Origin of the sequence: Acidovorax sp. LjRoot194 (assembly GCF_964253015.1) — a bacterium.
Classification (GTDB): domain Bacteria; phylum Pseudomonadota; class Gammaproteobacteria; order Burkholderiales; family Burkholderiaceae_C; genus Acidovorax.
Genome location: NZ_CAXUQB020000001.1, coordinates 3,428,521 through 3,450,271, shown reverse-complemented (window position 1 = coordinate 3,450,271; position 21,751 = coordinate 3,428,521). Strand labels below are relative to the sequence as shown.

23 protein-coding genes and 1 other RNA gene are annotated in these 21,751 nt (G+C 65.3%); 21 read left to right on the top strand and 3 right to left on the bottom strand.

What is annotated here, in order from left to right; translation table 11 throughout:
• Positions 1 to 46 precede the first annotated feature (46 nt).
• The 3 genes from ubiG to ssrA all read left to right on the top strand — a co-directional run bounded on the left by ubiG (position 47) and on the right by ssrA (position 1,835).
• On the top strand, positions 47 to 757 hold the full coding sequence (gene ubiG, locus ACSQ3N_RS15515; RefSeq protein ID WP_056165338.1) for a bifunctional 2-polyprenyl-6-hydroxyphenol methylase/3-demethylubiquinol 3-O-methyltransferase UbiG: 711 nt from the start codon (positions 47 to 49) through the stop codon (positions 755 to 757).
• A gap of 13 nt (positions 758 to 770) precedes the next feature.
• A complete protein-coding gene (locus tag ACSQ3N_RS15510; RefSeq protein ID WP_436146727.1) occupies positions 771 to 1,436 on the top strand; it encodes an HAD family hydrolase in 666 nt (221 codons plus the stop codon).
• Positions 1,437 to 1,448: 12 nt separating this feature from the next.
• Positions 1,449 to 1,835: a transfer-messenger RNA gene (gene ssrA, locus ACSQ3N_RS15505) on the top strand.
• A 158-nt stretch (positions 1,836 to 1,993) separates the two neighbouring features.
• Here the strand turns inward: ssrA and ACSQ3N_RS15500 are convergent.
• From ACSQ3N_RS15500 to ACSQ3N_RS15490, 3 genes are all read right to left on the bottom strand, one after another.
• Positions 1,994 to 2,209, bottom strand: coding sequence for a hypothetical protein (locus tag ACSQ3N_RS15500; RefSeq protein WP_156372002.1), 216 nt, complete (start codon positions 2,207 to 2,209; stop codon positions 1,994 to 1,996).
• Positions 2,210 to 2,649: 440 nt separating this feature from the next.
• A complete protein-coding gene (locus ACSQ3N_RS15495) occupies positions 2,650 to 3,492 on the bottom strand; it encodes an alpha/beta hydrolase (protein ID WP_436146726.1) in 843 nt (280 codons plus the stop codon).
• A gap of 74 nt (positions 3,493 to 3,566) precedes the next feature.
• On the bottom strand, positions 3,567 to 3,782 hold the full coding sequence (locus ACSQ3N_RS15490; protein WP_436146725.1) for a hypothetical protein: 216 nt from the start codon (positions 3,780 to 3,782) through the stop codon (positions 3,567 to 3,569).
• 617 nt (positions 3,783 to 4,399) lie between these two features.
• Here ACSQ3N_RS15490 and ACSQ3N_RS15485 point away from each other — a divergent pair.
• The 18 genes from ACSQ3N_RS15485 (at position 4,400) to ACSQ3N_RS15400 (ending at position 21,736) form a co-directional block, all read left to right on the top strand.
• Positions 4,400 to 4,663 (top strand): hypothetical protein, encoded by a 264-nt coding sequence (locus tag ACSQ3N_RS15485; protein ID WP_056165344.1) that lies wholly within the window; start codon positions 4,400 to 4,402, stop codon positions 4,661 to 4,663.
• Positions 4,664 to 4,820: 157 nt separating this feature from the next.
• Entirely contained in the window at positions 4,821 to 5,132 is a 312-nt protein-coding gene (locus tag ACSQ3N_RS15480; RefSeq protein ID WP_436146724.1) for a hypothetical protein, read from the top strand.
• A gap of 198 nt (positions 5,133 to 5,330) precedes the next feature.
• Positions 5,331 to 5,534, top strand: a complete 204-nt coding sequence (locus ACSQ3N_RS15475) for a hypothetical protein (protein WP_056165348.1) — start codon at positions 5,331 to 5,333, stop codon at positions 5,532 to 5,534.
• A 539-nt stretch (positions 5,535 to 6,073) separates the two neighbouring features.
• Positions 6,074 to 6,544, top strand: coding sequence for a Spy/CpxP family protein refolding chaperone (locus tag ACSQ3N_RS15470; RefSeq protein ID WP_056165351.1), 471 nt, complete (start codon positions 6,074 to 6,076; stop codon positions 6,542 to 6,544).
• 16 nt (positions 6,545 to 6,560) lie between these two features.
• Positions 6,561 to 7,079, top strand: coding sequence for a hypothetical protein (locus ACSQ3N_RS15465; protein WP_235507306.1), 519 nt, complete (start codon positions 6,561 to 6,563; stop codon positions 7,077 to 7,079).
• 9 nt (positions 7,080 to 7,088) lie between these two features.
• A complete protein-coding gene (locus ACSQ3N_RS15460) occupies positions 7,089 to 7,778 on the top strand; it encodes a response regulator transcription factor (RefSeq protein ID WP_056165353.1) in 690 nt (229 codons plus the stop codon).
• A complete protein-coding gene (locus ACSQ3N_RS15455; protein WP_056165355.1) occupies positions 7,775 to 9,187 on the top strand; it encodes a sensor histidine kinase in 1,413 nt (470 codons plus the stop codon). The genes ACSQ3N_RS15460 and ACSQ3N_RS15455 overlap by 4 nt, the downstream gene beginning before the upstream one ends.
• 551 nt (positions 9,188 to 9,738) lie before the next feature.
• Positions 9,739 to 10,704, top strand: coding sequence for an ABC transporter substrate-binding protein (locus ACSQ3N_RS15450; RefSeq protein ID WP_056166418.1), 966 nt, complete (start codon positions 9,739 to 9,741; stop codon positions 10,702 to 10,704).
• A gap of 136 nt (positions 10,705 to 10,840) precedes the next feature.
• Complete coding sequence (locus tag ACSQ3N_RS15445; protein ID WP_056165358.1) at positions 10,841 to 11,677, top strand: ABC transporter permease; 837 nt, start codon at positions 10,841 to 10,843, stop codon at positions 11,675 to 11,677.
• Positions 11,674 to 12,453, top strand: coding sequence for an ABC transporter ATP-binding protein (locus ACSQ3N_RS15440; RefSeq protein WP_056165360.1), 780 nt, complete (start codon positions 11,674 to 11,676; stop codon positions 12,451 to 12,453). The genes ACSQ3N_RS15445 and ACSQ3N_RS15440 overlap by 4 nt, the downstream gene beginning before the upstream one ends.
• Positions 12,454 to 12,459: 6 nt before the next feature.
• Complete coding sequence (gene hutC / locus ACSQ3N_RS15435; RefSeq protein ID WP_056165362.1) at positions 12,460 to 13,278, top strand: histidine utilization repressor; 819 nt, start codon at positions 12,460 to 12,462, stop codon at positions 13,276 to 13,278.
• Between the two features lie 186 nt (positions 13,279 to 13,464).
• Positions 13,465 to 15,009, top strand: a complete 1,545-nt coding sequence (hutH, locus tag ACSQ3N_RS15430; protein ID WP_436146723.1) for a histidine ammonia-lyase — start codon at positions 13,465 to 13,467, stop codon at positions 15,007 to 15,009.
• Positions 15,010 to 15,195: 186 nt separating this feature from the next.
• Positions 15,196 to 16,926 carry a urocanate hydratase gene (hutU, locus tag ACSQ3N_RS15425; protein ID WP_436146722.1) on the top strand — a complete coding sequence of 577 codons (1,731 nt, stop codon included), beginning with the start codon at positions 15,196 to 15,198 and terminating at the stop codon, positions 16,924 to 16,926.
• 90 nt (positions 16,927 to 17,016) lie between these two features.
• The gene (locus ACSQ3N_RS15420) at positions 17,017 to 17,652 is read left to right on the top strand and encodes a HutD/Ves family protein (RefSeq protein WP_436146721.1); all 636 of its coding nucleotides are present in this window, start codon (positions 17,017 to 17,019) and stop codon (positions 17,650 to 17,652) included.
• Between the two features lie 61 nt (positions 17,653 to 17,713).
• A complete protein-coding gene (gene hutI / locus ACSQ3N_RS15415; protein ID WP_436146720.1) occupies positions 17,714 to 18,997 on the top strand; it encodes an imidazolonepropionase in 1,284 nt (427 codons plus the stop codon).
• A complete protein-coding gene (locus tag ACSQ3N_RS15410) occupies positions 18,987 to 20,387 on the top strand; it encodes a formimidoylglutamate deiminase (RefSeq protein WP_436146719.1) in 1,401 nt (466 codons plus the stop codon). The genes hutI and ACSQ3N_RS15410 overlap by 11 nt, the downstream gene beginning before the upstream one ends.
• Positions 20,388 to 20,551: 164 nt before the next feature.
• Positions 20,552 to 21,373 carry an N-formylglutamate deformylase gene (gene hutG / locus ACSQ3N_RS15405; RefSeq protein WP_436146718.1) on the top strand — a complete coding sequence of 274 codons (822 nt, stop codon included), beginning with the start codon at positions 20,552 to 20,554 and terminating at the stop codon, positions 21,371 to 21,373.
• Positions 21,374 to 21,532: 159 nt separating this feature from the next.
• The gene (locus ACSQ3N_RS15400; RefSeq protein ID WP_436146717.1) at positions 21,533 to 21,736 is read left to right on the top strand and encodes a hypothetical protein; all 204 of its coding nucleotides are present in this window, start codon (positions 21,533 to 21,535) and stop codon (positions 21,734 to 21,736) included.
• Positions 21,737 to 21,751 lie beyond the last annotated feature (15 nt).

The following is a 21,751-nucleotide window of genomic DNA, read 5'->3' as shown; positions in this document are numbered from 1 at the left end:
GTTTGGGGTTTTCGCTTCTTTCTCTCCATCGTGGAAAATCAACGGCATGAGTGAAACAGTCAACGCAGATCCGGCCGAACTGGCCAAATTCTCTGAGCTTGCCCACCGCTGGTGGGACCCGGAAAGCGAATTCCGCCCTTTACACCAGATCAATCCTTTGCGCCTTGAGTGGATCAACGGCCTGTGCGCGCTCTCAGGCCAGCGTGTGCTCGACGTAGGATGCGGCGGCGGCATCCTGGCAGACTCCATGGCGCGCAAGGGCGCACAGGTTTTGGGTATCGATTTGGCGACCAAAGCATTGCGTGTGGCACAGTTGCACGCGCTCGAAGCCGAGACTACCCATATCGAATACCGCGAAATCAGTGTGGAAAGCTTGGCGAAAGAGCAGCCCGGAAGCTTCGATGTGGTCACCTGCATGGAAATGCTGGAGCATGTTCCAGATCCAGCGTCTGTGGTACAGGCCTGTGCTCAACTGGTCAAACCGGGAGGCTGGGTATTTTTTTCGACCATCAATCGGAATGCAAAAGCATTTCTGCTGGCCATTGTGGGCGCTGAATATGTGCTCAATATGCTGCCGCGGGGCACGCATGAATACGCCAAGATGATCAAACCCAGCGAGTTGGCAATCAGCTGCCGCGGCGCGGGGCTCGATATTCAAACCACGCGGGGCTTGGAGTACAACCCGCTGACCAAGCGCTATTGGCTGAGCGCCGACACCAGCGTCAACTATCTTTTCGCAACCCGGCGTGGCGCTTGAGTCGTTTTTATCCATGTTCAACAACATTCAAGCTGTTCTGTTTGATCTGGACGGCACGCTGATCGACAGCGCCCCCGACCTGGGTGCCGCGGCCGACAAAATGCGCGTGGACCGGGGTTTGCCTTCCCTGCCTTTGGAGCGGTATCGACCCATGGCTGGGGCGGGCGCCCGCGGAATGCTGGGGGAGGCCTTCGGCATGTTGCCGGACCACCCGGACTTTTTGACCATGCGTGAAGAGTTTTTCGTGAATTACGAGTCCCGCATGACGGAGCTCACCAGCATTTTCGATGGAGTTCCAGAGCTGGTTGCGCAGCTGCTTCAGCGCAACCTTGCATGGGGAGTCGTCACCAACAAAGCCGCCCGCTTCACCGAGCCCCTGACCCGTGCCATACCGTTGTTCGCCACTGCCGGCGCCGTGGTCAGCGGTGACACTACGCCCCACGCCAAGCCCCACCCAGCGCCCCTGTTCGAAGCTGCCGCGCGCTTGAATATTGCGCCGGAGCATTGCATCTATGTAGGTGACGACGAGCGCGACATCGCTGCAGGGCTGGCTGCAGGCATGGGAACGGTCGCAGCGATGTACGGCTACCTGGGCGCCAAAAGCGACCCCCTCGCATGGGGCGCCCATGCGGCAATTAAATCTCCCTCCGAGCTCTTGCAATTGCTCGAAGGCGCCTAAAATAGGTGCTCTGGGGCTGTCCTGGTTTCGACGTGGGTTCGGAATCGGTGTGGTGCATGTCGAGCTTGAGTCACGCTCGTAAATCTCGATTTAAAAAACTAACTGCAAACGACGAACGTTTCGCACTCGCTGCTTAATTGCCAGTGAGCCTTGCAACAGTTGGCCGATGGGCTGGGCAAGGGGGTTCTGAGCAATCAGCGCCTCCCGGCTGCAAGGATAATTACATGGGCTGGCTTTGATCCGGGTACCTTGGGTTGAAGCAAGAAAATAGGGTACTGGCGGCTGTTGTAGCGTGCGACTGCGCGACAACGGTAGCGAGATTCAAATCAGACCGCTAAACATGTAGATCTGCCCGATGAAGGCTTGCGGACGCGGGTTCAATTCCCGCCAGCTCCACCATACAAGACACCGCCACACTCTGGTCAACCCAGGCTGTGGCGGTTTTTCTTTGCCTTGAAACGTGTGTCTTGCAGATTTCTACGACGAAACCAAGGAAGCAAGGCAAGGATGTTTCTGCGCCAACCTCCGGCGCCCGCCGAAAGCGCCCCGGCCACGTTCTATTCGGCCGCCAGCACACTTTCGACCATGAGTTGCAGAAGCGCCCCGCGCAGGATGTCCTGGGAGTCGGTGACTACGGTCGCTGCGCCGCGTTCGACGGTCATGGCACGTCCTTGAAAATTTCCGTCGTGGAGGTACAACTGCCGGGTCAGGGCTTGAACCTCGCCGAACTGGTCGTCCTGAACTGCACGCGCGATGGTGATGATGATGGACACAAGGAGCTTGGTAGCCACTGCCAGTCCGCAGTGTGACGCTGGACTGTAGAAACCCAGCGAATTGGAGCATGCGCCACATTCAGGTGGGCGTATGTAGGAGTTCTACCGATGTGGCAAACACTCAACGAAGTGTCTGCGTGGCTCATATCGAACCGAGGCAGCCCGCACCCGTGTGTGCGGGCTGCCTCTTATGGCTTCACTAGGCCGCTCAGGAACGCGATTCCACTTCAAGGTGCACGTGTTGAAAGGCTTTGTCTGCGTCGGCCAAGGTCGTGGTGCCCACGACATGCGTTACGACTCATCGTCAGTTGTGGTGGATGGGTAGATCGCACCCAACTCAGGGGTGTGCACACGGTTTCGTTCGAGATGCGGCTCGCATATCGCTGCGTGCTTTGCCATCTCGCTCACGACGTAAAGGCCCGGCAACCCCTCCTCAGCCTTCAAGAATAAAACCGCCTCAGCGCCTCTTCAAATGCGGGTACGTCGGCACCCACATGCGATGTGCTGTATTCAGCTTTGATGAGGACCAGACCGGGAAGGGTTTGCGCGGCCATCTGGTTGTACAGCGGGATTCCGAGCAACGGATGGTTTCCGTTCTGTGCGCCAGCGATGAAAAGGGTGGTTGGCAAGGGCTTGCCATCGATGGTTTTTTCAAACGCCAGCAGCCCCGCGGGACCGCTGTGTTCGCCTACGCTGACCTCCGTGGACAGATAGTGCGAAAAGCTCGGCGACCGCCCCGCTTGTGCCTCCAGCACCAAGGCTGCGATCACAAAGTAGCCGCCGTGCGACAGGCCGGACAGCGCACGGCGCTTGGGGTCGGCGCGGTACTGGCTTTCCACGGCGGGCGCGAGTTCTTTGACGATGAAGTCCAGGTATTTGGACGCGCCTGGCTGCAGAAAGTCGGTGTTGCGCCAAGCGGTACCTCCGATGCCGACCAGAATCGCTGCCGTTCCCCGGCGCTGCATCGACTCCTTGAAGGTATCGAAGCGCGACCGGCTGGAGCCGCCCGTGCCAGGGGTCGCCGCGCCGTAGGGCGCGTCGCCCTCGGTGGCGTAGATGACGGGCAACTGCGCTGTGCCGCCTGCATAGCCCGGGGGAAGGTACACCTGGATGGCATAGGTGCTGCCCGTGGAGGCAGACTTGATGGACGAATTGATGACTTGGCCCACCGGCTCAGCGGGTGGTGCGTCAGAGTCTGACGAGCCTCCGCCGCCACACGCGGCCAACACGCCAGCGAGCGTGACAAGTGCAGCGCGGCGCGCTGGTTGGAATCCCTGGTGCATGGATGTCTCCTTGTATCGGATCATTCTGGCACGCCAGTTTGACAAGGCTGCACCAACACCAGGAGCGGCCGCGGTCACCCCACGCGCAACATCCCGTCGACCATCAACTGCAGCAACGCGGCCCGCAATGCATCCTTGGGGTCGTGGACAGCGGTGACCGCGCCACGCTCAACCCAGATCGCGCGGCCGCTGAAGTTGTAGTCGGTGCCTTGAAGATGCCGGACCAAATCTTCCACTTGCTGGAAGTCCTTGTCCGATATGTTCCTGGCGAGGGTGACAGTAATGCCCATAAAGATCAGGAGGCCAACTGCACAGCATCTGCGCACCAGGCTCCTGCAGAGCATGCGCCTGTTGGGGCAGTGGGGGTGTCATAGTTTTCCCAGACTGCCCACAGCACGATGGGCAGTCCAGAAAGTTTTGTCATTGCTCCCTGGCTGCGCGCCGGCGCTACGTTACGACGGTGCGTACATGGCAAGTTGGACGCGAAGACGAGTCGAACCGATTGTGGTCAAGCCCACGCGTTTTACAGGCCGGCAATGGCTGCGGCCACCGCTACAGCGACGACCTGTATGCCGAAAAAGATGACCAGAATGGGCATTGCACCTCCCCTTGGAAAAGCGAAATGCTATTCACAGGATTTACCCCTGAAAGTACGGTCCATGCCTGTGACCATGTCAGCGAATTCTTACATTGAAGATATTTAACGGCTGCGGTTTTTGGTTACACAAAAGCCAGCATAGCTGCGTGAGGAGTGTGGTTTTTTCGATGGCGTGTAGCGGCAAGCGGCGCGGGCTGGTCATTGGGGGCGGACTGTCCATTTCTGACCATGTTGTAGCCACGTGTATCAATTCTTGAAGCTGGCCCACGGCCGCCGCAAAATCAACGCTCGTTCACGCCGGAGGTCACCATGCCAATGGAGTATCTGAGAGAGCTGGAGCGCGACGCGCTCCCCCTGGTCGAGTTGGATGCGGTCAACATCGACAAACTGCGCGTCCTGCATGCTGCAGGAATGGTGGAAGTTCAACTCCCCTCGGTCGACTCGCCTTGTCAAAAGGCCCAGGTCCTTTATGTGACCGGGCTGGGCTGTGCCACCCTGCGCGCGCATGGCGCCCGACTGCGCATTCCTCACCGCGGCGAGGCCTACCGCGACCTCGAAACGTCCTACGATTGACTTGATAGGGCATGCGTCTCTGGGGGCTCGGTCAGGGCCCGCTCAGCAGAGAATCCGTCCTACAAATTGATGCGCTGCACAAGAAGGGTGTAGTCGAGGGTGCTGTCTCTACCATGGGTCATCCGTAACACTGGCTTGGCCAGGCGAAAGGCACCTTATGAGCAGCACTTGGCACAAACTGGCCCTCGGAAACGACGATCAGGCTTTCGAGCCCACCTTGCGCATCCAGCAGATGTTCATGTCCAAATTTCTGATGTGCCCACCCGGTTCGGGCCGTGCCTTGTTTTCCTGCTACGACAAGGAAAACGACAACCTTTGGCTCTACTTTTCTCCGGCAGCACAAGACATCGCCATGCGGGTGTATGCCGAACCTTGCGATCCGCCAACGGCGCTGGATTGCATTGGCTTGCTGGCGGGCGAGGGCGATGCGCTGGGCATTGAAGCGCCTGAGCTGGCGAAAGCGGCTTGATAGCGTCAGAGGCGGTTGGTGCATGGGCGGCGAGTGTGAAGGTCAGTCCGACTGCAGCAGGGTTGGGTAGGTCAATTCCTACGCACTCCTGCATGCCGCTCTGACACCCTTGCAATACGCCCGGTGCGCCAATGGTTGAACCGCGACGCAATCGATCTGATTGCGAAGTCAGCACGAATTCATTGCGAGGATTTCACCATGTCGTTCTCTGCCTTCTCCTCCTCCCACCATCTGGAAGCCTGGCCTGAGTTGCCATCGTTTCAGATGGGCCAGCCCTCCGACGTCATTCAACAACGCCAGCAGACCGACGATCTGCCGTCGTATTACGGTGACAGCCACGGCGTGGAGCGCGAGCTTCAATTCTCTGACCTGGGCTGCCGCCAGACCCAGGCGATGGGGTAACTCACCCAGCGCCTGACGGCTGAAGTGCAACATCTTCCTTGGTTCCCACTCTCCACATCCGGGCGCACGGTGCAGCGCAATACCAGGCCCGGGTCTTCAAAGGCAAAGAACTGTTGGGCGAGCCCAGCCTTCATCCCAGCGTCGAGCACGCCATAGAGGCATATGGTGCCTGCACGGAGCCGTCTGGGGTGACAGGCTTTCACGTGTGGTTCGAAGGCTGCACGGTCGGTGCGGTGCCTCTGGCCCAGATGCGCAGTGATGCCATCAGCATCGCCCAAAGGCTGGCCGTGCTCACTGCTGTGATGCGATAGGCGATATCAACTGCAAGACATAGACAACCCGTTCGCGGTTGTTGCAAGCAAGTGCAAGCCTCATGGGCTGACGGCTACGCAGACTTTTCTGCCGTTAGTCCGACTCCGGGCTTTCAAATAGCCCCAGATACAAAGCGAAATAAACCGAAACTGCGCCGAGACCACCTCCGCTGGCTGCCCCGGCACCATCAGGGTCATGTTCAACACCGTCCGTGAAAGGACTGCATCATGAAACCCTGGATCAAGAAAACCCTGGTGGGATTGTTCGGCGCGTCGATCATGGTGGGTGGGCTCACGGCTTGCTCCAGTGGTCACCCTCACCGCCACGGTGCCATGACGCCCGAAAAGATGGCCGAGATGCGCGGCAAGGTGGTAGAGCGTGTGAGCAGCAAGCTCGATCTGACCGACGCACAGAAGCTCAAGCTCAACGTGCTGGCCGACAAGCTGGAGGCGCAGCGTACCGCCTTCGTCGGCAAGACGTCGGACCCCCGCGCCGAAGTGCAGGCCATCATGGCGGGCGACAAGTTCGACCGCACCCGTGCCCAGGCGCTGATGGACGAAAAGACCCGCGCTGTGCAGGCCAACAGCCCCGAGGTGATCACCGCGCTGGCAGACTTCTACGACAGCCTGAACGCCGACCAGCAGCAGAAAGTGCGCGATCTGATGCAGCGGCGCAAGGGCTGGATGGCCCGCGGCTGAGACAAGGGGCTTCGACATGTCTCCATTGCTGCAACCCATCCACCAACTTGCAGGACAACTGCGCCAGCACGGCCCGGCACTGCTGGGCGGCATGCCCGAGCCGCACGACGAGCTGATGTCGCTGGTGTGGGGCCCGCGCTTCGACCGCGAGCACGCGCTGGGCCTGGTGGCCCGCCAGCCCGGCAGTGCCATCGGTGCGCTGCCCGCCTTGCTGGCCGCGGCCGACGCCTTCGACGCGCTGCACATTCCGGTGCAGCGGCGGCTGCGTGACCTCATCCGCCGGCACCGCGCATTGAGTGCAGTGCCGCCAACTGCGGACGAATACGCCTATACAGATGCCGATGCAGATTTGGACGCATCTGCAGACCACGCACCTACCGCCTGGCAGGGCCACGGTTCAGCGCCGGCGCAGCCAGCCATCGCCGTGCGCGGGAGCGAGCGCCAGGACTGGGGCATGGCCGAGGAAGCTGCGCAACCCTGGAGCATTGCGCCCAGCGGCCACCAGCCTCTGGCTGCACGCACCCTGCCAATGTAAGAATCGCGCATGCACCGCATCCTCCTCATCGACGACGACGAACAGCTCGGGCCGCCGCTCACGGTGTACTTCCAGCGGTTCGAGCTGGAACTGATCCACGCGCTGCGGCCCAGCGACGGGCTTGCGCGCCTGGCAGCCGGCGGCTTTGATGCCGCCATTCTCGATGTCATGCTGCCCGAGATGGACGGCTTCGAGCTGTGCCGCACCATCCGCAAGCAGGGCGACCTGCCGGTGGTGATGCTGACCGCGCGCGGCGAGGTGATGGACCGCGTGGTCGGGCTGGAGCTGGGCGCGGACGACTACCTGCCCAAACCCTTCGAGCCGCGCGAACTGGTGGCCCGGCTGCAGACCGTGCTGCGGCGGCGCCGCGCACCGGGGCAGGGGGGCGCAACGGCTGTGCTGGAGTTCGAAGGCCTGGTCATCGACGCGGCTCGCCGCAGCGTGCAGCGCCAGGGCACCGTCGTCGAACTGACGGGAACGGAGTTCGACTTGCTGCACCTCTTGGCGCGCGACGCCGGCAAGGTCTTCAGCCGCGACGACATCCTGAACCAGCTGCGCGGGCACGAGGCCGAGCTGTACACCCGTGCGGTCGACATCGTGGTCAGCCGCCTGCGCAAGAAGCTCGAGCCGCTCGACTGCATCAAGACGCTGCGCAACGCCGGCTACTCCCTGGCCCTGCGGCGGGCAGCCGCGCCATGAGGTGGCGGCGACGGCTGAGGGCAGAAGACATCCCCGGCGTGGAGCACGACTGCCCCTGGCACCGCCGCGCGAGCCGGGCGGTGGGGTATTCGCTGCGCATCCGGCTGGTGCTGGTGTTCATGGCACTGGCCGTGACGGTGGCCATCGCCTTCATGGGCGGAGTGCAAAAAGCCGTGTCGGTCGGCTGGCGCGAGGCTGCGCGCCCCTTGCTGATGGACTATGTGGACCGCCTGACCGCCGAGATCGGCAACCCCCCCAGCATCGAACGCGCGCAGGCGATTGCCAAGCGCCTGCCCATCACGCTGCGCATCGACGGGCCCGTGGTCCACTGGGAATCCCACCCCGACCAGCCGCGCCCGGACTGGATGAGCGACAAGTTCCAGCGCGAAGACCACTGGAACGGCCACGGCAGCGATGACCAGGGCCGGCGGCTCTTGCAGCGCATCACGGCCGACGGGCACAGCATCGAATTCGGGCTCAACGCGCTGTCTTGGGACAAGCGCCCGCGCATCGCATGGGGCACGCTCACCGTGCTGCTGCTGCTCACCGCGCTGGCCTATGTATATGTGCGCCACCTGCTGCGGCCGCTGGACGACATCCGCATGGGCGCCCAGCGTTTTGGCGAGGGCAACTTCGCGCAGGCCATCCCCGTGCGGCACGCCCACCGGCCCGACGAACTGGGGCAACTGGCCGCCACCATCAACACCATGGGCGACGACATCCACCAGATGCTGGAGGCCAAGCGTGCCTTGCTGCTGGCCATGAGCCACGAGTTGCGCAGCCCGCTCACCCGAGCCCGCCTGAACACCGAACTGCTGCCCGAAAGCCCCGAGGTGCAGACCCAGCGCCTGGCGCTGATGCGCGACCTGGGCGAGATGGCCGGCCTGATCACCGACTTGCTGGAGAGCGAACGCCTGGCCGGCCGCCACGCCGCACTGCACCGCGAGCCCACGGACCTGCCCGCCCTGGCGCGCGAAGTGATCGGCGAGTTGGGCAGGCGCCATGCCAGTGCGGCGTCCATCGTGCTGCATGCTGGGGGGCCGGACGAGGCCCTGCAAGCGCTATCGCTCGACCGATCCCGCCTGCGCCTGCTGCTGCGCAACCTGCTGGACAACAGCCTGCGGCACAGCGACCCTGCGGCACCGCCGCCAGAGCTTTACCTGCGGCGTGTGGACAACACCATCGAGATCGAAGTGCGCGACCACGGCCCCGGCGTTCCGCCTGAGCACCTGCCCCACCTGGCGCAGGCTTTCTACCGGCCCGACACGGCCCGCCAGCGCACCACGGGCGGCGTGGGGCTGGGCCTGTACCTGTGCCGCCTGGTCGCACAGGCGCACGGCGGCACGCTGCACATGCGCAATGCCGAACCGGGTCTGTCGGTCACGGTGCGTCTGCCGGTGGTGGACTGAGCGGGGCGGGGCCAAAGGGTGAGGCACCGGGGCAGAGCGGCCTTGCGAACTCCTTGCGGTCCTAGTCAGCGAAGAGGCCCGGCGCTGTACCAATGCGAGGAAAGGCGAGGCAAGACAGGTGCGCCGTGGCGCGCTGCGCGGCGTCGCATAGACAGGCATACCCGTCAGAGCACAACACCTGTGCGGCTTGGCCTTCCCTCTGGCCAAAACGCCTGGCTTTGCGCGGTGTTGGTGCGCCACAGCGCGAGGTCCGCGCACCCAGTGCCCGCCCATGCGCAAATCGTGAATGCAAACAAAATGCCTCCTACCGCTCTCTGGCATAGGTTTTATTGCTATCAATAAAATAGCATTGCGAATTCCTGGCACCAGCGCATGCTTTCTTAACCACCTGGCCTCGTTCTTGCTGAGACAAAGCACCCCGCTGTTTTGAGGCGCAGTTTTAGCGTTTACCCTGTATATACAGGTATGCTCGGACTGTCATCATGGCGGCTGGAAGCGGGTGCGACCCGGCCGGAGTGGGCAAAGGTACTTTCTTCAAACAGGAGCAGATGATGACTCGATCGGTTGTGAAATGGACGTCGCTGGCAGCGGCAGCGACTTGTGCAATGGCACTGGCTGCACCGGCCCAGGCGCAAGAGACCAAGATTGTTTTGGGCATGTCCGGCTGGACGGGCTTTGCGCCGCTCACCCTGGCTGACAAGGCGGGCATCTTCAAGAAGAACGGCCTCGATGTGGAGATCAAGATGATCCCGCAGAAGGACCGCCACCTGGCCCTGGCGTCCAAGTCCATCCAGTGCGCTGCCACCACGGTCGAGACGCATGTGGCCTGGAACGCCAACGGCGTGCCCATCGTGCAGATCTTCCAGATGGACAAGTCCTACGGCGCCGACGGCATCGCGGTGCGCGGCGACATCAAGGGCTTTGCAGACCTGAAGGGCAAGACCATCGGCGTGGATGCGCCCGGCACCGCCCCGTACTTTGGCCTGGCCTGGATGCTCAGCAAGAACGGCATGAGCCTCAAGGACGTGAAGACCACCACGCTGTCGCCCCAGGCGGCTGCGCAGGCCTTCGTGGCAGGGCAAAACGACGCTGCCATGACGTACGAGCCTTACCTCTCCACCGTGCGCGACAACCCTGCGTCGGGCAAGATTTTGGCCACCACGCTCGACTACCCGATGGTGATGGACACCGTGGGTTGCGACCCCACCTGGCTCAAGGCCAACGGCAAGGCCGCGCAGGCCCTGGCCAATTCGTACTTCCAGGCGCTCGACATGATCAAGGCCGACCCCACCAAGTCCAACGAGATCATGGGCGCGGCCGTCAAGCAGACGGGCGAGCAGTTCGCCAAGTCGTCGTCCTTCCTGCGCTGGCAGGACAAGGCTGCCAACCAGAAGTTCTTTGCTGGCGAGCTGCAGACTTTCATGAAGGACGCCACGGCCATCCTGCTGGAGGCCGGCATCATCCGCAAGGCGAATGAGGATCTGGCGGTCACGTTCGACGCGAGCTTCATCAAGTAACAGGCGCGGCCAACACAACTCCTCTGGCGTCGTTGCAACCTCTTGTCGTACTAACGTACTGCCTGCGAGGCTGCGCCTAGCCAGAGCCGCTTCGCTGAGTTGTCTTGGCCACTCCACACCCTAGAAAAACTGCGCCATGTCTGCTGTGCAACCCCTGTCCGCCACCGAGCCCCAAGCCCCTGTGCGCCGGCGTTCGCTCGCTCCGCTGGAGCCTGTGAGTGCCCGCGCCCGCTGGCTGCTGGGCTTCGGTTTTTTTGTGTTGTTCGTGCTGGTGTGGGCGTTCTTCACGCTGGGCGGCTTCGTGTCGCCCACCTTCCTGGCCAGCCCTGTCACCATGGCCAAGGAAGGCTGGCTGTTGTTCAGCGAGTACGGCTTTCACAAGGACATCGGCATGACGGTGTGGCGCGTGTTCGGCGGCTTCATCCTGGCCGCCGTCATCGCCGTGCCGCTGGGTATCGCGATGGGCGCATACAAGGGCATCGAGGCGTTCTTCGAGCCCTTCGTCTCGTTCTGCCGCTACCTGCCCGCGTCGGCCTTCATTCCGCTGCTCATCCTGTGGGCCGGCATTGGCGAGACGCAGAAGATCCTCGTCATCTTCATCGGCTCGGTCTTTCAGATCACGCTCATGGTCGCCGTCACCGTGGGTGGCGCGCGGCGCGACCTGGTGGAGGCTGCGTACACGCTGGGTGCGGGCCACAAGGGCATCGTCACCCGCGTGCTCATCCCCGGCGCCGCGCCCGAGATCGCCGAGACCCTGCGCCTGGTGCTGGGCTGGGCCTGGACCTACGTCATCGTGGCCGAGCTGATCGGGTCGTCGAGCGGCATCGGCCACATGATCACCGACAGCCAGTCGCTGCTCAACACCGGCCAGATCATCTTCGGCATCATCATCATCGGCCTCATCGGGCTGGTGTCCGACTTCGCCTTCAAGGCGCTCAACCACCGTCTGTTTGCCTGGAGTTTTGTGCGATGAGCCGCGTTTCCATACAAGCCGTTTCGCGCGTCTTCGAGACCGCCAAGGGCCAGCGCACACAGGCGCTGCAGCCGGTCGACTTCGAGGTCAAGGACAACGATTTCGTCACCATCCTCGGCCCGTCGGGCTGCGGCAAGTCCACGCTGCTGCGCATCGTGGCGGGGCTGGACCACGCCACCAGCGGCCGCGTGCTGCTCGATGGCGCACCGGTCGAAGGCCCCGGGCCCGAGCGCGGCATGGTGTTTCAGAGCTACACGCTGTTCCCCTGGCTCACCATCGAGCAGAACATCCGCTTCGGCCTGCGCGAGCGCGGCATGCCCGAATCGCAGCAGAAAGAGCGCGCCGCGTACTTCATCGCCAAGGTGGGGCTGCGCGGCTTCGAGCAGCACTTTCCCAAGCAGCTGTCGGGCGGCATGCAGCAGCGCACCGCCATTGCGCGCGCGCTGGCCAACGACCCCAAAATCCTGTTGATGGACGAGCCCTTCGGCGCGCTCGACAACCAGACCCGCGTGCTCATGCAAGAGCTGCTGCTGGGCATCTGGGAGGCCGAGCGCAAGACCGTGCTGTTCGTCACCCACGACATCGACGAGGCCATCTTCATGGCCAACCGCGTGGCCGTGTTCAGCGCCCGGCCCGGCCGCATCAAGACCGAGCTGTCAGTGGACCTGCCGCACCCGCGCCACTACACGATCAAGACCAGCCCCGAGTTCATGGACCTCAAGGCGCGCCTGACGGAAGAGATCCGCGCCGAGTCCATGGCGGCGGACCTGCATTAAGGCTTTATGAGCGCCCGTCCTTCCCGCCGTCCCGCAGATGCTCCGCGAAGCGGGCCCCGTGCCGCCTCAGCCAAGGCGGTCGTGGCCGTGGGCGCACCCGCGCAGGCCATGGCGCTGTACGAGCAGGTCAAGGACCACATCTCGCGCAAGATCCAGGAAGGCATCTGGCGCGCGGGCGACCGCCTGCCGTCCGAGAACGAGCTGGTGACCCAGTTCGGCATCTCGCGCATGACGGTGAACCGCGCGCTGCGCGAACTGGTGGAGCAGGGCCGCATCGTGCGCGTGGCCGGTGTGGGCAGCTTCGTGGCCGAAGACAAGCCCCAGTCCACGCTGCTGCAGATCGCCAACCTGGCCGGCGAGATCCGCCAACGCGGGCATGACTACCGCTGCGACGTGCTGGCGGTGGAGCGCATCTCGGCCACACTGGAGGTGGCCGCCGCGCTGGACCTGCGCACGGGCGAGTCGGTGTTCCATTCGCTGTGCATCCACCGCGAAGACGGCGTGCCCGTGCAACTGGAAGACCGCCACGTGAACCCGCGCCAGGTGCCCCAGTTCGCCGCGCAGGACTTCACGCTGCTGCAGCCCTCCGAATACCTGGTGCGCAACGTGCCGTTCGACCAGATCGAGCACGTGGTCGACGCCGTCATGCCCACTGCCGAGCAGGCCACGCTGCTCGAGATGTCGCCGCAGGAGCCCTGCCTGCTGCTCACCCGCCGCACCTGGTCGCGTGGTGTGCCGATCACCGTGGTGCGCTGCCTGCACCCCGCCACCCGCTACCGCCTGGGCAGCCGCTTTCGGGCTGACGGCAATCCTGTCGCAGGGTGAACGAGATGCCGATGTTCCTCCCCAGCCGACTCACCCCCAACCCGTTCGGGCTGAGCCTGTCGAAGCCAGGGCGCGAACACCGCAACCCTTCGACAAGCTCAGGGCGAACGGGCTGAGTGACCGACCAGCGTTGACTGACTGACTGATTTTTCGCTTGTACCTACTTGTATATACAGGATGACCCCAATGACAAAAACAACCGCTTCGGCCTCCATCACCCTGCACCCTGGCCACGTATCCCTGGCCGCGCTGCGCAGCATCTACGCTGCGCCCGTGCAGCTGTCGCTCGACCCGTCCGCACGCGCACTCATGCAGGCATCGCTGGCCACGGTGCAGCGCATCGTGGACGAAGACCAGGTGGTCTATGGCATCAACACCGGCTTCGGCAAGCTCGCCAGCACCAAGATCGCCCACGAGCGCCTGGCCGAACTGCAGCGCAACCTGGTGCTGTCGCACAGCGTGGGCACGGGCGATGCGCTGGCAGACGATGTGGTGCGCGTCATCCTGGCGACCAAGGCCATCAGCCTGGCGCGCGGGCACTCCGGCATCCGGCCCGAGATCGTGGATGCGCTGCTGGCCATGGCCAATGCCAACGTGCTGCCCGTGATCCCGGCCAAGGGCTCGGTGGGTGCGTCGGGCGACCTGGCGCCACTGGCGCACCTGGCCTGCGTGCTGATCGGCGAAGGCCAGGCCAAGGTCAACGGCGCGGTGGTGTCCGGGGCCGAGGCCATGCGCTCCATCGGCCTGGCGCCGTTCGTGCTGGGCCCCAAGGAAGGGCTGGCGCTGCTCAACGGCACGCAGGTGTCCACCTCGCTCGCGTTGGCCGGTCTGTTCGGCGCAGAAAGCGTCTTCGCGGCCGCGCTGGTGGCGGGCTGCCTGTCGCTCGAAGCCATCAAGGGCTCGGTCAAGCCGTTTGACGCACGCATCCACGAAGCGCGCGGCCAGGCCGGGCAGATCGCCGTGGCGGCCGCCGTGCGCGCCTTGCTGGACGGCAGCGCCATCGACACCTCGCACCCGAACTGCGGCCGCGTGCAGGACCCGTACTCCATCCGTTGCGTGCCCCAGGTGATGGGCGCGTGCCTGGACAACCTGCACCACGCCGCGCGCGTGCTGACCATCGAGGCAAATGCAGCATCCGACAACCCGCTCGTCTTCGACAATGGGGACGTGATCTCCGGCGGCAACTTCCACGCCGAGCCGGTGGCCTTCGTGGCGGACATCATCGCGCTGGCCGTGGCCGAGATCGGCGCCATCTCCGAGCGCCGCCTGTCGCTGCTGCTCGACCCAGGCCTCTCGGGCCTGCCGGCCTTCCTGATCCAGGACAGCGGCGTGAACTCGGGCTTCATGATCGCGCAGGTCACCGCCGCCGCGCTGGCGGCCGAGAACCAGTGCCTGGCCAACCCCAGCAGCGTGACCAGCCTGCCCACCTCGGCCAACCAGGAAGACCATGTCTCCATGGCCACCTACGGCGCGCGGCGCCTGGGCGACATGGTGCGCAATGCGGCGGTGATGGTGGGCATCGAGGCCATGGCCGCTGCCCAGGGCATGGAGTTCGACCGTGCCTTGAAGTCATCGCCTCTGGTGGAAGACCAGTTCGCCGCCATCCGCCAGCGCGTGGCCTACCTGGAGCAGGACCGCTACCTCGCCACGGACATCGAGGCGATGCGCGACTGGGCCCAGCAGTCCGCTTGGCCCGCAGCGCTGACGCAGTGCCTGCCCAGCTTTGCTTGAGCCTCATGCGCGTATCCACTCTCCCAACCGTTCGGGCTGAGCCTGTCGAAGCCAGGGCCCTGCCTGTGCGAGCCCTTCGACAAGCTCAGGGCGAACGGGGTGGGTGACACGCGCCAAGCACCTCCCCGACCCCCTGCAAACCCCATCCACCGTTCACCGCCATCCCCATTCACCCAGGAGCCCACCATGAACGCCAACGACGCCATCATTGCTGCCGCAGCTTCCTCCAGCACCGACCCCCGTCACGACGCCAGCCGCGTGATCCGCGCACCGCGCGGCAACCAGCTCACCTGCAAGAGCTGGCTCACCGAAGCGGCCTACCGCATGATCCAGAACAACCTGGACTCCGAAGTGGCCGAGCGCCCGCAGGATCTGGTGGTGTACGGCGGCATCGGCCGCGCCGCACGCAACTGGGAGTGCTATGACCAGATCCTCGCCTCGCTCAAGGACCTGAACGACGACGAAACCCTGCTCATCCAGTCCGGCAAGCCTGTGGGCGTGTTCAAGACCCACGCCAACGCGCCCCGCGTGCTGTTGGCCAACTCCAACCTGGTGCCCAAGTGGGCCAACTGGGAGCACTTCAGCGAGCTGGACCAGAAGGGCCTGTTCATGTACGGCCAGATGACGGCCGGCAGCTGGATCTACATCGGCACGCAAGGCATCGTGCAGGGCACCTACGAGACTTTTGCCGAGGCCGGCCGCAAGCACTACGGCGGCTCGCTCGAAGGCAAGTGGATTTTGACCGCGGGCCTGGGCGGCATGGGCGGCGCGCAGCCGCTGGCGGCCACGTTCGCAGGCGCGGTGTCGCTCAACATCGAGTGCCAGCAAAGCAGCATCGACTTTCGCCTGCGCACGCGCTACGTGGACAAGCAGGCGCGCGACATCGACCATGCGCTCGAGCTCATCCAGCAGCACACGGCGGCCAAGGAGGCCATCTCCATCGCACTGCTGGGCAACGCGGCCGACGTGCTGCCCGAGCTGGTCAAACGTGCCCAGGCCGGCGGCTTGAAGCCCGACCTGGTCACCGACCAGACCTCGGCCCACGACCTCGTCAACGGCTACCTGCCCGCGGGCTGGACGGTGGAGCAGTGGCGCGCCGCGCAGCAGGACGTGACCCAGCACGAAGCCCTGAAGCAGGCCGCAGCCCGCTCGTGCGCGGTGCACGTGCAGGCCATGCTCGACTTCCAATCCATGGGCATCCCCACGGTGGACTACGGCAACAACATCCGCCAGGTGGCTTTCGACGAAGGCGTGGCCAACGCGTTCGACTTCCCCGGCTTCGTACCTGCCTACATCCGCCCCCTGTTCTGCGAAGGCAAGGGCCCGTTCCGCTGGGTGGCGCTGTCGGGCGACCCCGAGGACATCCGCAAGACCGACGCCAAGATCAAGGAGCTGTTCCCCGAGAACAAGCACGTGCACCGCTGGCTCGACATGGCGGGCGAGCGCATCGCCTTCCAGGGCCTGCCCGCGCGCATCTGCTGGCTGGGCCTGGGCGAGCGCCACATCGCGGGCCTGGCCTTTAACGAGATGGTCAAGAGCGGTGAGCTGAAGGCCCCCATCGTCATCGGCCGCGATCATCTGGACACGGGCAGCGTAGCCAGCCCCAACCGCGAGACCGAGGCCATGAAGGACGGCACCGATGCCGTGAGCGACTGGCCGCTGCTCAACGCGCTGCTCAACACCTCGGGCGGCGCCACCTGGGTCAGCCTGCACCACGGCGGCGGCGTGGGCATGGGCTACTCGCAGCACTCGGGCATGGTCATCGTGGCCGACGGCACGGACGCCGCGGCCGAGCGCCTGGCGCGCGTGCTGGTCAACGACTGCGGCAGCGGCGTGATGCGCCATGCCGATGCGGGGTATGAACTGGCGGTGGAGACGGCCAGGAAGCAGGGGCTGAAGCTGCCGATGGTGAAGTGAGGGAATGTGCGGGGGCCGTGCAGGCCCCCGTCCGTTCGGGCTGAGCCAGTCGAAGCCAGGGCCCATCGTCAACCACCACACAATCTGCACATGAACTTCTTTGACCTCGCAACGACCCCCAGCACCCCGTGGAAGAACGGCGGCGGCAGCACGCAAGAGCTGGCCTGCTGGCCGCCCGGCGCGGACATGAACAGCTTCGAGTGGCGCGTGAGCCTGGCCACGGTCGACAAGCCCGGGCCGTTTTCGGTCTTCCCGGGCATCGACCGCCAGATCATGCTGCTGGGCGGGGACGGGCTGCACCTGCGCAGCCCCGGATGGGAGCAGTCGCTGGACCAGCGCTGGCAGCCGTTCGCATTTTCTGGCGATGACGCGGTGGACGGCACCATGCTGGGGGGCACGTCCAAGGACTTCAACCTGATGCTGCGCCGTGGCGTGTGGGGCGGCTCTTTGCGGGTGCTGCGTGAAGCGCCACCACCACCTGCAACGGCTGGGTTGTGCATGGTGCTGCAGGGCCGCTGGCAAGGTCCGCGCGTGCTGCAGGCGGGGCAGGGCTTTTGGTGGACGGCCGGGCAGGGCGCGTGCGTCGAGCCTGTGCGTGACGGTGAGGGTGCAGAGCCGGTACTGGCCTGGATAGCACTCGAACACGGTGGCAGGGGCGATCCCTCTCTGCAAACGGCAAGGCATCCGCAAAGCCAGCCTGAACGCTCTTCATCGGTCAAAAATTGAGACCAATGAGCCTCTACCGCTTGATGGTCAAGCGCTGCCAGCTATCAAAAACATAGTAACCATGACCCAGCTTCCACCCCCCAGCGCCGACGGCATCTGGCACCACTTGCGCCCCGTGCCCGAACTCACCGTGTTCGACGAACCGCTGCCAGCGGGCGAGCCAGCCTGCGTGGTAGTGCAAGACGCCACAGTGCGCTGGGTCGGCCCCGCTACCGCGCTGCCCGCCACCTACGCAGACCTCCCCCGCCACGATGCCCGCGGCGCCCTGGCCACGCCCGGCCTGGTGGATTGCCACACCCACCTCGTCTATGGCGGCCAGCGGGCCAACGAATTCGCCATGCGGCTGGCGGGCGCCACGTACGAAGAAGTGGCCCAGGCCGGCGGCGGCATCGTGTCGTCCGTCAAGGCCACGCGCGAGGCGTCCGAGGACGAACTCTTTGCCCTCGCAGCTCCCCGCCTGCAAGCCCTGCTCGACGAAGGCGTCTGCGCCATCGAGATCAAGTCGGGCTACGGCCTGGCGCTGGAGCACGAGCGCAAGCAACTGCGCGTGGCCCGCCGCCTGGGCACAGCCTTCGGCGTCACGGTGCGCACCACCTTCCTCGGCGCGCACGCGCTGCCGCCCGAATACGCCGGCCGCAGCCAGGACTACACCGACCTGGTCTGCACCGAGATGCTGCCCGCGCTCGCGGCCGAAGGCCTGGTCGATGCGGTGGACGTGTTCTGCGAACGCATTGCCTTCACGCTGGCCGAAACGGAGCAGGTGTTTCAGGCTGCGCAACAGCTCGGCATTCCTGTCAAGCTGCATGCCGAGCAACTCTCCGACATGGGTGGCGCGGCCCTGGCCGCGCGCTACGGTGCGCTGTCGTGCGACCACATCGAGCACCTGTCGCAAGGCGGCATCGCCGCCATGAAGGCCGCTGGCACCGTGGCCGTGCTGCTGCCCGGCGCCTACTACACGCTGCGCGACACGCACCTGCCGCCCATCGCGCAGCTGCGCGAAGCCGGTGTGCCCATGGCCGTGTCCACCGACCACAACCCCGGCACATCCCCCGCGCTCAGCCTGCTGCTCATGGCCAACATGGCGTGCACGCTGTTTCGCCTGACGGTGCCCGAGGCTTTGGCCGGCATCACCACGCACGCCGCCCGCGCGCTGGGCCTGCAGGACACGCACGGCCTTATCGCCGCCGGCCGGCCCGCCCACTTCGTGCTGTGGCCGCTGGGTGACGCTGCCGAGCTGGCCTACTGGTACGGCCACAAGCCTGCCTGCACCATCGTGCGGCAGGGGCGCGTGGCGGCCGACGGGCTCGGCATCCACACGCACCAGGAGGCACCCCATGGCGCCTGATACACCGCGCAGCCTTTTCGCCGCCGACGCGCTGCTGCCCACCGGCTGGGCGCGCAACGTGCTGTTGCAGTGGGATGGGGCAGGGCGCTTCACCCACATCGCCGCCGATGCTGCGGCGCCCGCAGGCACGCCGGTGGCCGCGGGCCCGGTGATACCGGGCATGCCCAACCTGCATTCGCACGCGTTCCAGCGCGCGTTCGCCGGCCTGACGGAGTACCGCGGCGAGAGCCAGGACAGCTTCTGGAGCTGGCGCAACCTGATGTACCGCTTTGCCGCACGCATCACGCCCGAGTCGCTGGAGGCCATCGCCACCTGGCTGTACGTGGAGATGCTGGAGGCCGGCTACACCTCGGTGTGCGAGTTTCACTACGTGCACCACAACCAGGACGGCACGCCGTACGCCACCGATGCCGAAATGTCGCTGGCCCTGCTGCGCGCCGCGCGCCACGCGGGCATTGGCATCACGCTGCTGCCGGTGATGTACCAGACCAGCGGCTTCGGTGGCAAGCCGCCGCGGGCTGACCAGGCCCGGTTCATCCGCAGTACCGACAGCATGCTCTCATTGTTGGAGCGCCTGGCGCCCGCTGCGCAAGCGCAAGGGGCCGCTTTGGGCCTGGCGCCGCACTCGCTGCGCGCCGTGCCTCCCGACAGCCTGCGCGCCGCCGTGCAGGGCCTCACCGCCCTGAACCCGCACGCGCCCATCCACATCCACATCGCCGAGCAGACGCAGGAGGTGGACGACTGCATCGCCTGGAGCGGCCAGCGCCCGGTGCAGTGGCTGCTCGACCACGCCACGGTGGACGCACGCTGGTGCCTGGTGCACGCCACCCACATGACGCCGGACGAATACGCCGCCGCCGCGCGCACCGGCGCCGTGGCGGGCATCTGCCCCACCACCGAAGCCAACTTGGGCGACGGAATCTTCGACATGCCACTGTGGCTGAAACACGGCGGCCGCTGGGGCGTCGGATCGGACAGCCATGCCTGCGTGAACGCGGCCGAAGAGCTGCTGATGCTGGAGTACGGCCAGCGCCTGTCGCGCCGCCAGCGCAACGTGCTGGCCAGCAGCACCCAGGCCGAGGTGGCCACGGCCATGACCCTGCAGGCCGTGGCCGGCGGTGCGCAGGCCGCGGGCCGCGCCGTTGCAGGACTGGCGGCGGGCCAGCAGGCCGATCTGGTGGTGCTGGACGCGCAGCACGTGGCGCTGCGCGACCTGCCCGCGCACAGCATGCTCTCGGCACATGTGTTCGGCAGCCATCGCACCTCGGCCATCGACAGCCTGTGGGTGGCGGGCGTGCAGCGCGTCGCGCAAGGCCGCCATGCGCTGCATGAAGCCGCGGCTCACGCGTTTGTGGCGGCCCGGTCCGCCACCATTGCAACGGACGCCTGATATGGGATGCACTGTCGATGATTTCAGGCCGTTCGTGCTGAGCCTGTCGAAGCCAGGGTAGTCACGTTCGGCATCTCTCCCCCACCGTTCGGGCTGAGCTTGTCGAAGCCAGGGTGCTTGCCACAACACTTATCGACCTCACCGCAACCACCGCACTCCACACCATGACCACCACCACACCACCGCCACCCTTCCTGCTCCACCAAGGCACCCAGCCCTTGCTGGTCTCCATGCCCCACGCAGGCACCTACGTCCCGCCGGAACTGGCCGCGCGTTTTACCGACGAAGCCCGCCAGGTGCCCGACACCGACTGGCACATGGAGCGCCTGTACGCCTTCGCTAAAGAAATGGGCGCGTCCATCCTGGTGGCCACGCACTCGCGCTACGTGGTGGACCTGAACCGTCCGCCGGACGGCGCGAGCCTGTACCCCGGCCAGAGCGTCACGGGCCTGTGCCCGGTGGACACTTTCGACGACACGCCCATCTACGCGCATGGCGACGTGCCCGATGACGCCGAAGTGGCAGCGCGCCGCGATGCGGTCTGGGCGCCGTACCACGCGCAGCTGCGCGCCGAGCTCGACCGCATCCGCGCGCAACACGGCGTGGCGGTGCTGTGGGACGCCCACTCCATCCGCTCGGTGCTGCCGCGGTTCTTCGACGGCAAGCTGCCCGACCTGAACCTGGGCACCGCCGAGGGCGCCAGCTGTGACCCGGCGCTGGCCGCCGAGTTGCTGGACATCGCCAAGGCCGCCACGGGCTACACCGGTGTGCTCAACGGCCGCTTCAAGGGCGGCCACATCACGCGGCACTATGGCCAGCCCGAGCGCAACATCCACGCAGTGCAACTGGAGATGACGCAGTGCAGCTACATGCAGGAAGCGCTGCCGTTCGACTACCTGCCCGACGTGGCGGCCGGCGTGCAGCCGCATCTGCAGCGCATGCTGCAGGCGGCTCTGGCCTTTGCGCTGCGTCAAGCCCCGCGCTGAGCACTGGTTGCAGTCGCGGCCAGCTTTACCTTGCGGCAGGGCGGTGTTACAGGCTGCCTGTGCTTCTGAGCGGTTATCGGTGCTAGTATGGGCTGAGCGGCTCTCTGCGAGCCGCCGGGTGCGCCACCTGGCCACCATTGCGGAAGGAGCCGCATCCTGATGGAGACTGCGGCTTACTACTACATGCCCCTGTTCAAACCCGGCGCAATCGTCCACGTGGGCCACACCCGCGAGACGGTGAGCCATGTGGTGGTGCGCCGCGGCGGGCTGCTTGTGCACCTGGTGGGGCACGAATCCCCCGTGCATCCGGACACCCTGAGCCTGGAGCCCAGCGCATTCCAGTTGAACCGCGTTCCGGATTGATGGGTGCGCCGTACC

What these genes read in the sequence shown, in the direction of transcription:
- ubiG (WP_056165338.1), top strand. Translation starts at nt 47, where the DNA reads ATGAGTGAAACAGTCAACGCAGATCCGGCCGAACTGGCCAAATTCTCT.
- ACSQ3N_RS15510 (WP_436146727.1), top strand. Translation starts at nt 771, where the DNA reads ATGTTCAACAACATTCAAGCTGTTCTGTTTGATCTGGACGGCACGCTG.
- ACSQ3N_RS15495 (WP_436146726.1), bottom strand. Translation starts at nt 3,492, where the DNA reads ATGCACCAGGGATTCCAACCAGCGCGCCGCGCTGCACTTGTCACGCTC.
- ACSQ3N_RS15490 (WP_436146725.1), bottom strand. Translation starts at nt 3,782, where the DNA reads ATGGGCATTACTGTCACCCTCGCCAGGAACATATCGGACAAGGACTTC.
- ACSQ3N_RS15485 (WP_056165344.1), top strand. Translation starts at nt 4,400, where the DNA reads ATGCCAATGGAGTATCTGAGAGAGCTGGAGCGCGACGCGCTCCCCCTG.
- ACSQ3N_RS15480 (WP_436146724.1), top strand. Translation starts at nt 4,821, where the DNA reads ATGAGCAGCACTTGGCACAAACTGGCCCTCGGAAACGACGATCAGGCT.
- ACSQ3N_RS15475 (WP_056165348.1), top strand. Translation starts at nt 5,331, where the DNA reads ATGTCGTTCTCTGCCTTCTCCTCCTCCCACCATCTGGAAGCCTGGCCT.
- ACSQ3N_RS15470 (WP_056165351.1), top strand. Translation starts at nt 6,074, where the DNA reads ATGAAACCCTGGATCAAGAAAACCCTGGTGGGATTGTTCGGCGCGTCG.
- ACSQ3N_RS15465 (WP_235507306.1), top strand. Translation starts at nt 6,561, where the DNA reads ATGTCTCCATTGCTGCAACCCATCCACCAACTTGCAGGACAACTGCGC.
- ACSQ3N_RS15460 (WP_056165353.1), top strand. Translation starts at nt 7,089, where the DNA reads ATGCACCGCATCCTCCTCATCGACGACGACGAACAGCTCGGGCCGCCG.
- ACSQ3N_RS15455 (WP_056165355.1), top strand. Translation starts at nt 7,775, where the DNA reads ATGAGGTGGCGGCGACGGCTGAGGGCAGAAGACATCCCCGGCGTGGAG.
- ACSQ3N_RS15450 (WP_056166418.1), top strand. Translation starts at nt 9,739, where the DNA reads ATGACTCGATCGGTTGTGAAATGGACGTCGCTGGCAGCGGCAGCGACT.
- ACSQ3N_RS15445 (WP_056165358.1), top strand. Translation starts at nt 10,841, where the DNA reads ATGTCTGCTGTGCAACCCCTGTCCGCCACCGAGCCCCAAGCCCCTGTG.
- ACSQ3N_RS15440 (WP_056165360.1), top strand. Translation starts at nt 11,674, where the DNA reads ATGAGCCGCGTTTCCATACAAGCCGTTTCGCGCGTCTTCGAGACCGCC.
- hutC (WP_056165362.1), top strand. Translation starts at nt 12,460, where the DNA reads ATGAGCGCCCGTCCTTCCCGCCGTCCCGCAGATGCTCCGCGAAGCGGG.
- hutH (WP_436146723.1), top strand. Translation starts at nt 13,465, where the DNA reads ATGACAAAAACAACCGCTTCGGCCTCCATCACCCTGCACCCTGGCCAC.
- hutU (WP_436146722.1), top strand. Translation starts at nt 15,196, where the DNA reads ATGAACGCCAACGACGCCATCATTGCTGCCGCAGCTTCCTCCAGCACC.
- ACSQ3N_RS15420 (WP_436146721.1), top strand. Translation starts at nt 17,017, where the DNA reads ATGAACTTCTTTGACCTCGCAACGACCCCCAGCACCCCGTGGAAGAAC.
- hutI (WP_436146720.1), top strand. Translation starts at nt 17,714, where the DNA reads ATGACCCAGCTTCCACCCCCCAGCGCCGACGGCATCTGGCACCACTTG.
- ACSQ3N_RS15410 (WP_436146719.1), top strand. Translation starts at nt 18,987, where the DNA reads ATGGCGCCTGATACACCGCGCAGCCTTTTCGCCGCCGACGCGCTGCTG.
- hutG (WP_436146718.1), top strand. Translation starts at nt 20,552, where the DNA reads ATGACCACCACCACACCACCGCCACCCTTCCTGCTCCACCAAGGCACC.
- ACSQ3N_RS15400 (WP_436146717.1), top strand. Translation starts at nt 21,533, where the DNA reads ATGGAGACTGCGGCTTACTACTACATGCCCCTGTTCAAACCCGGCGCA.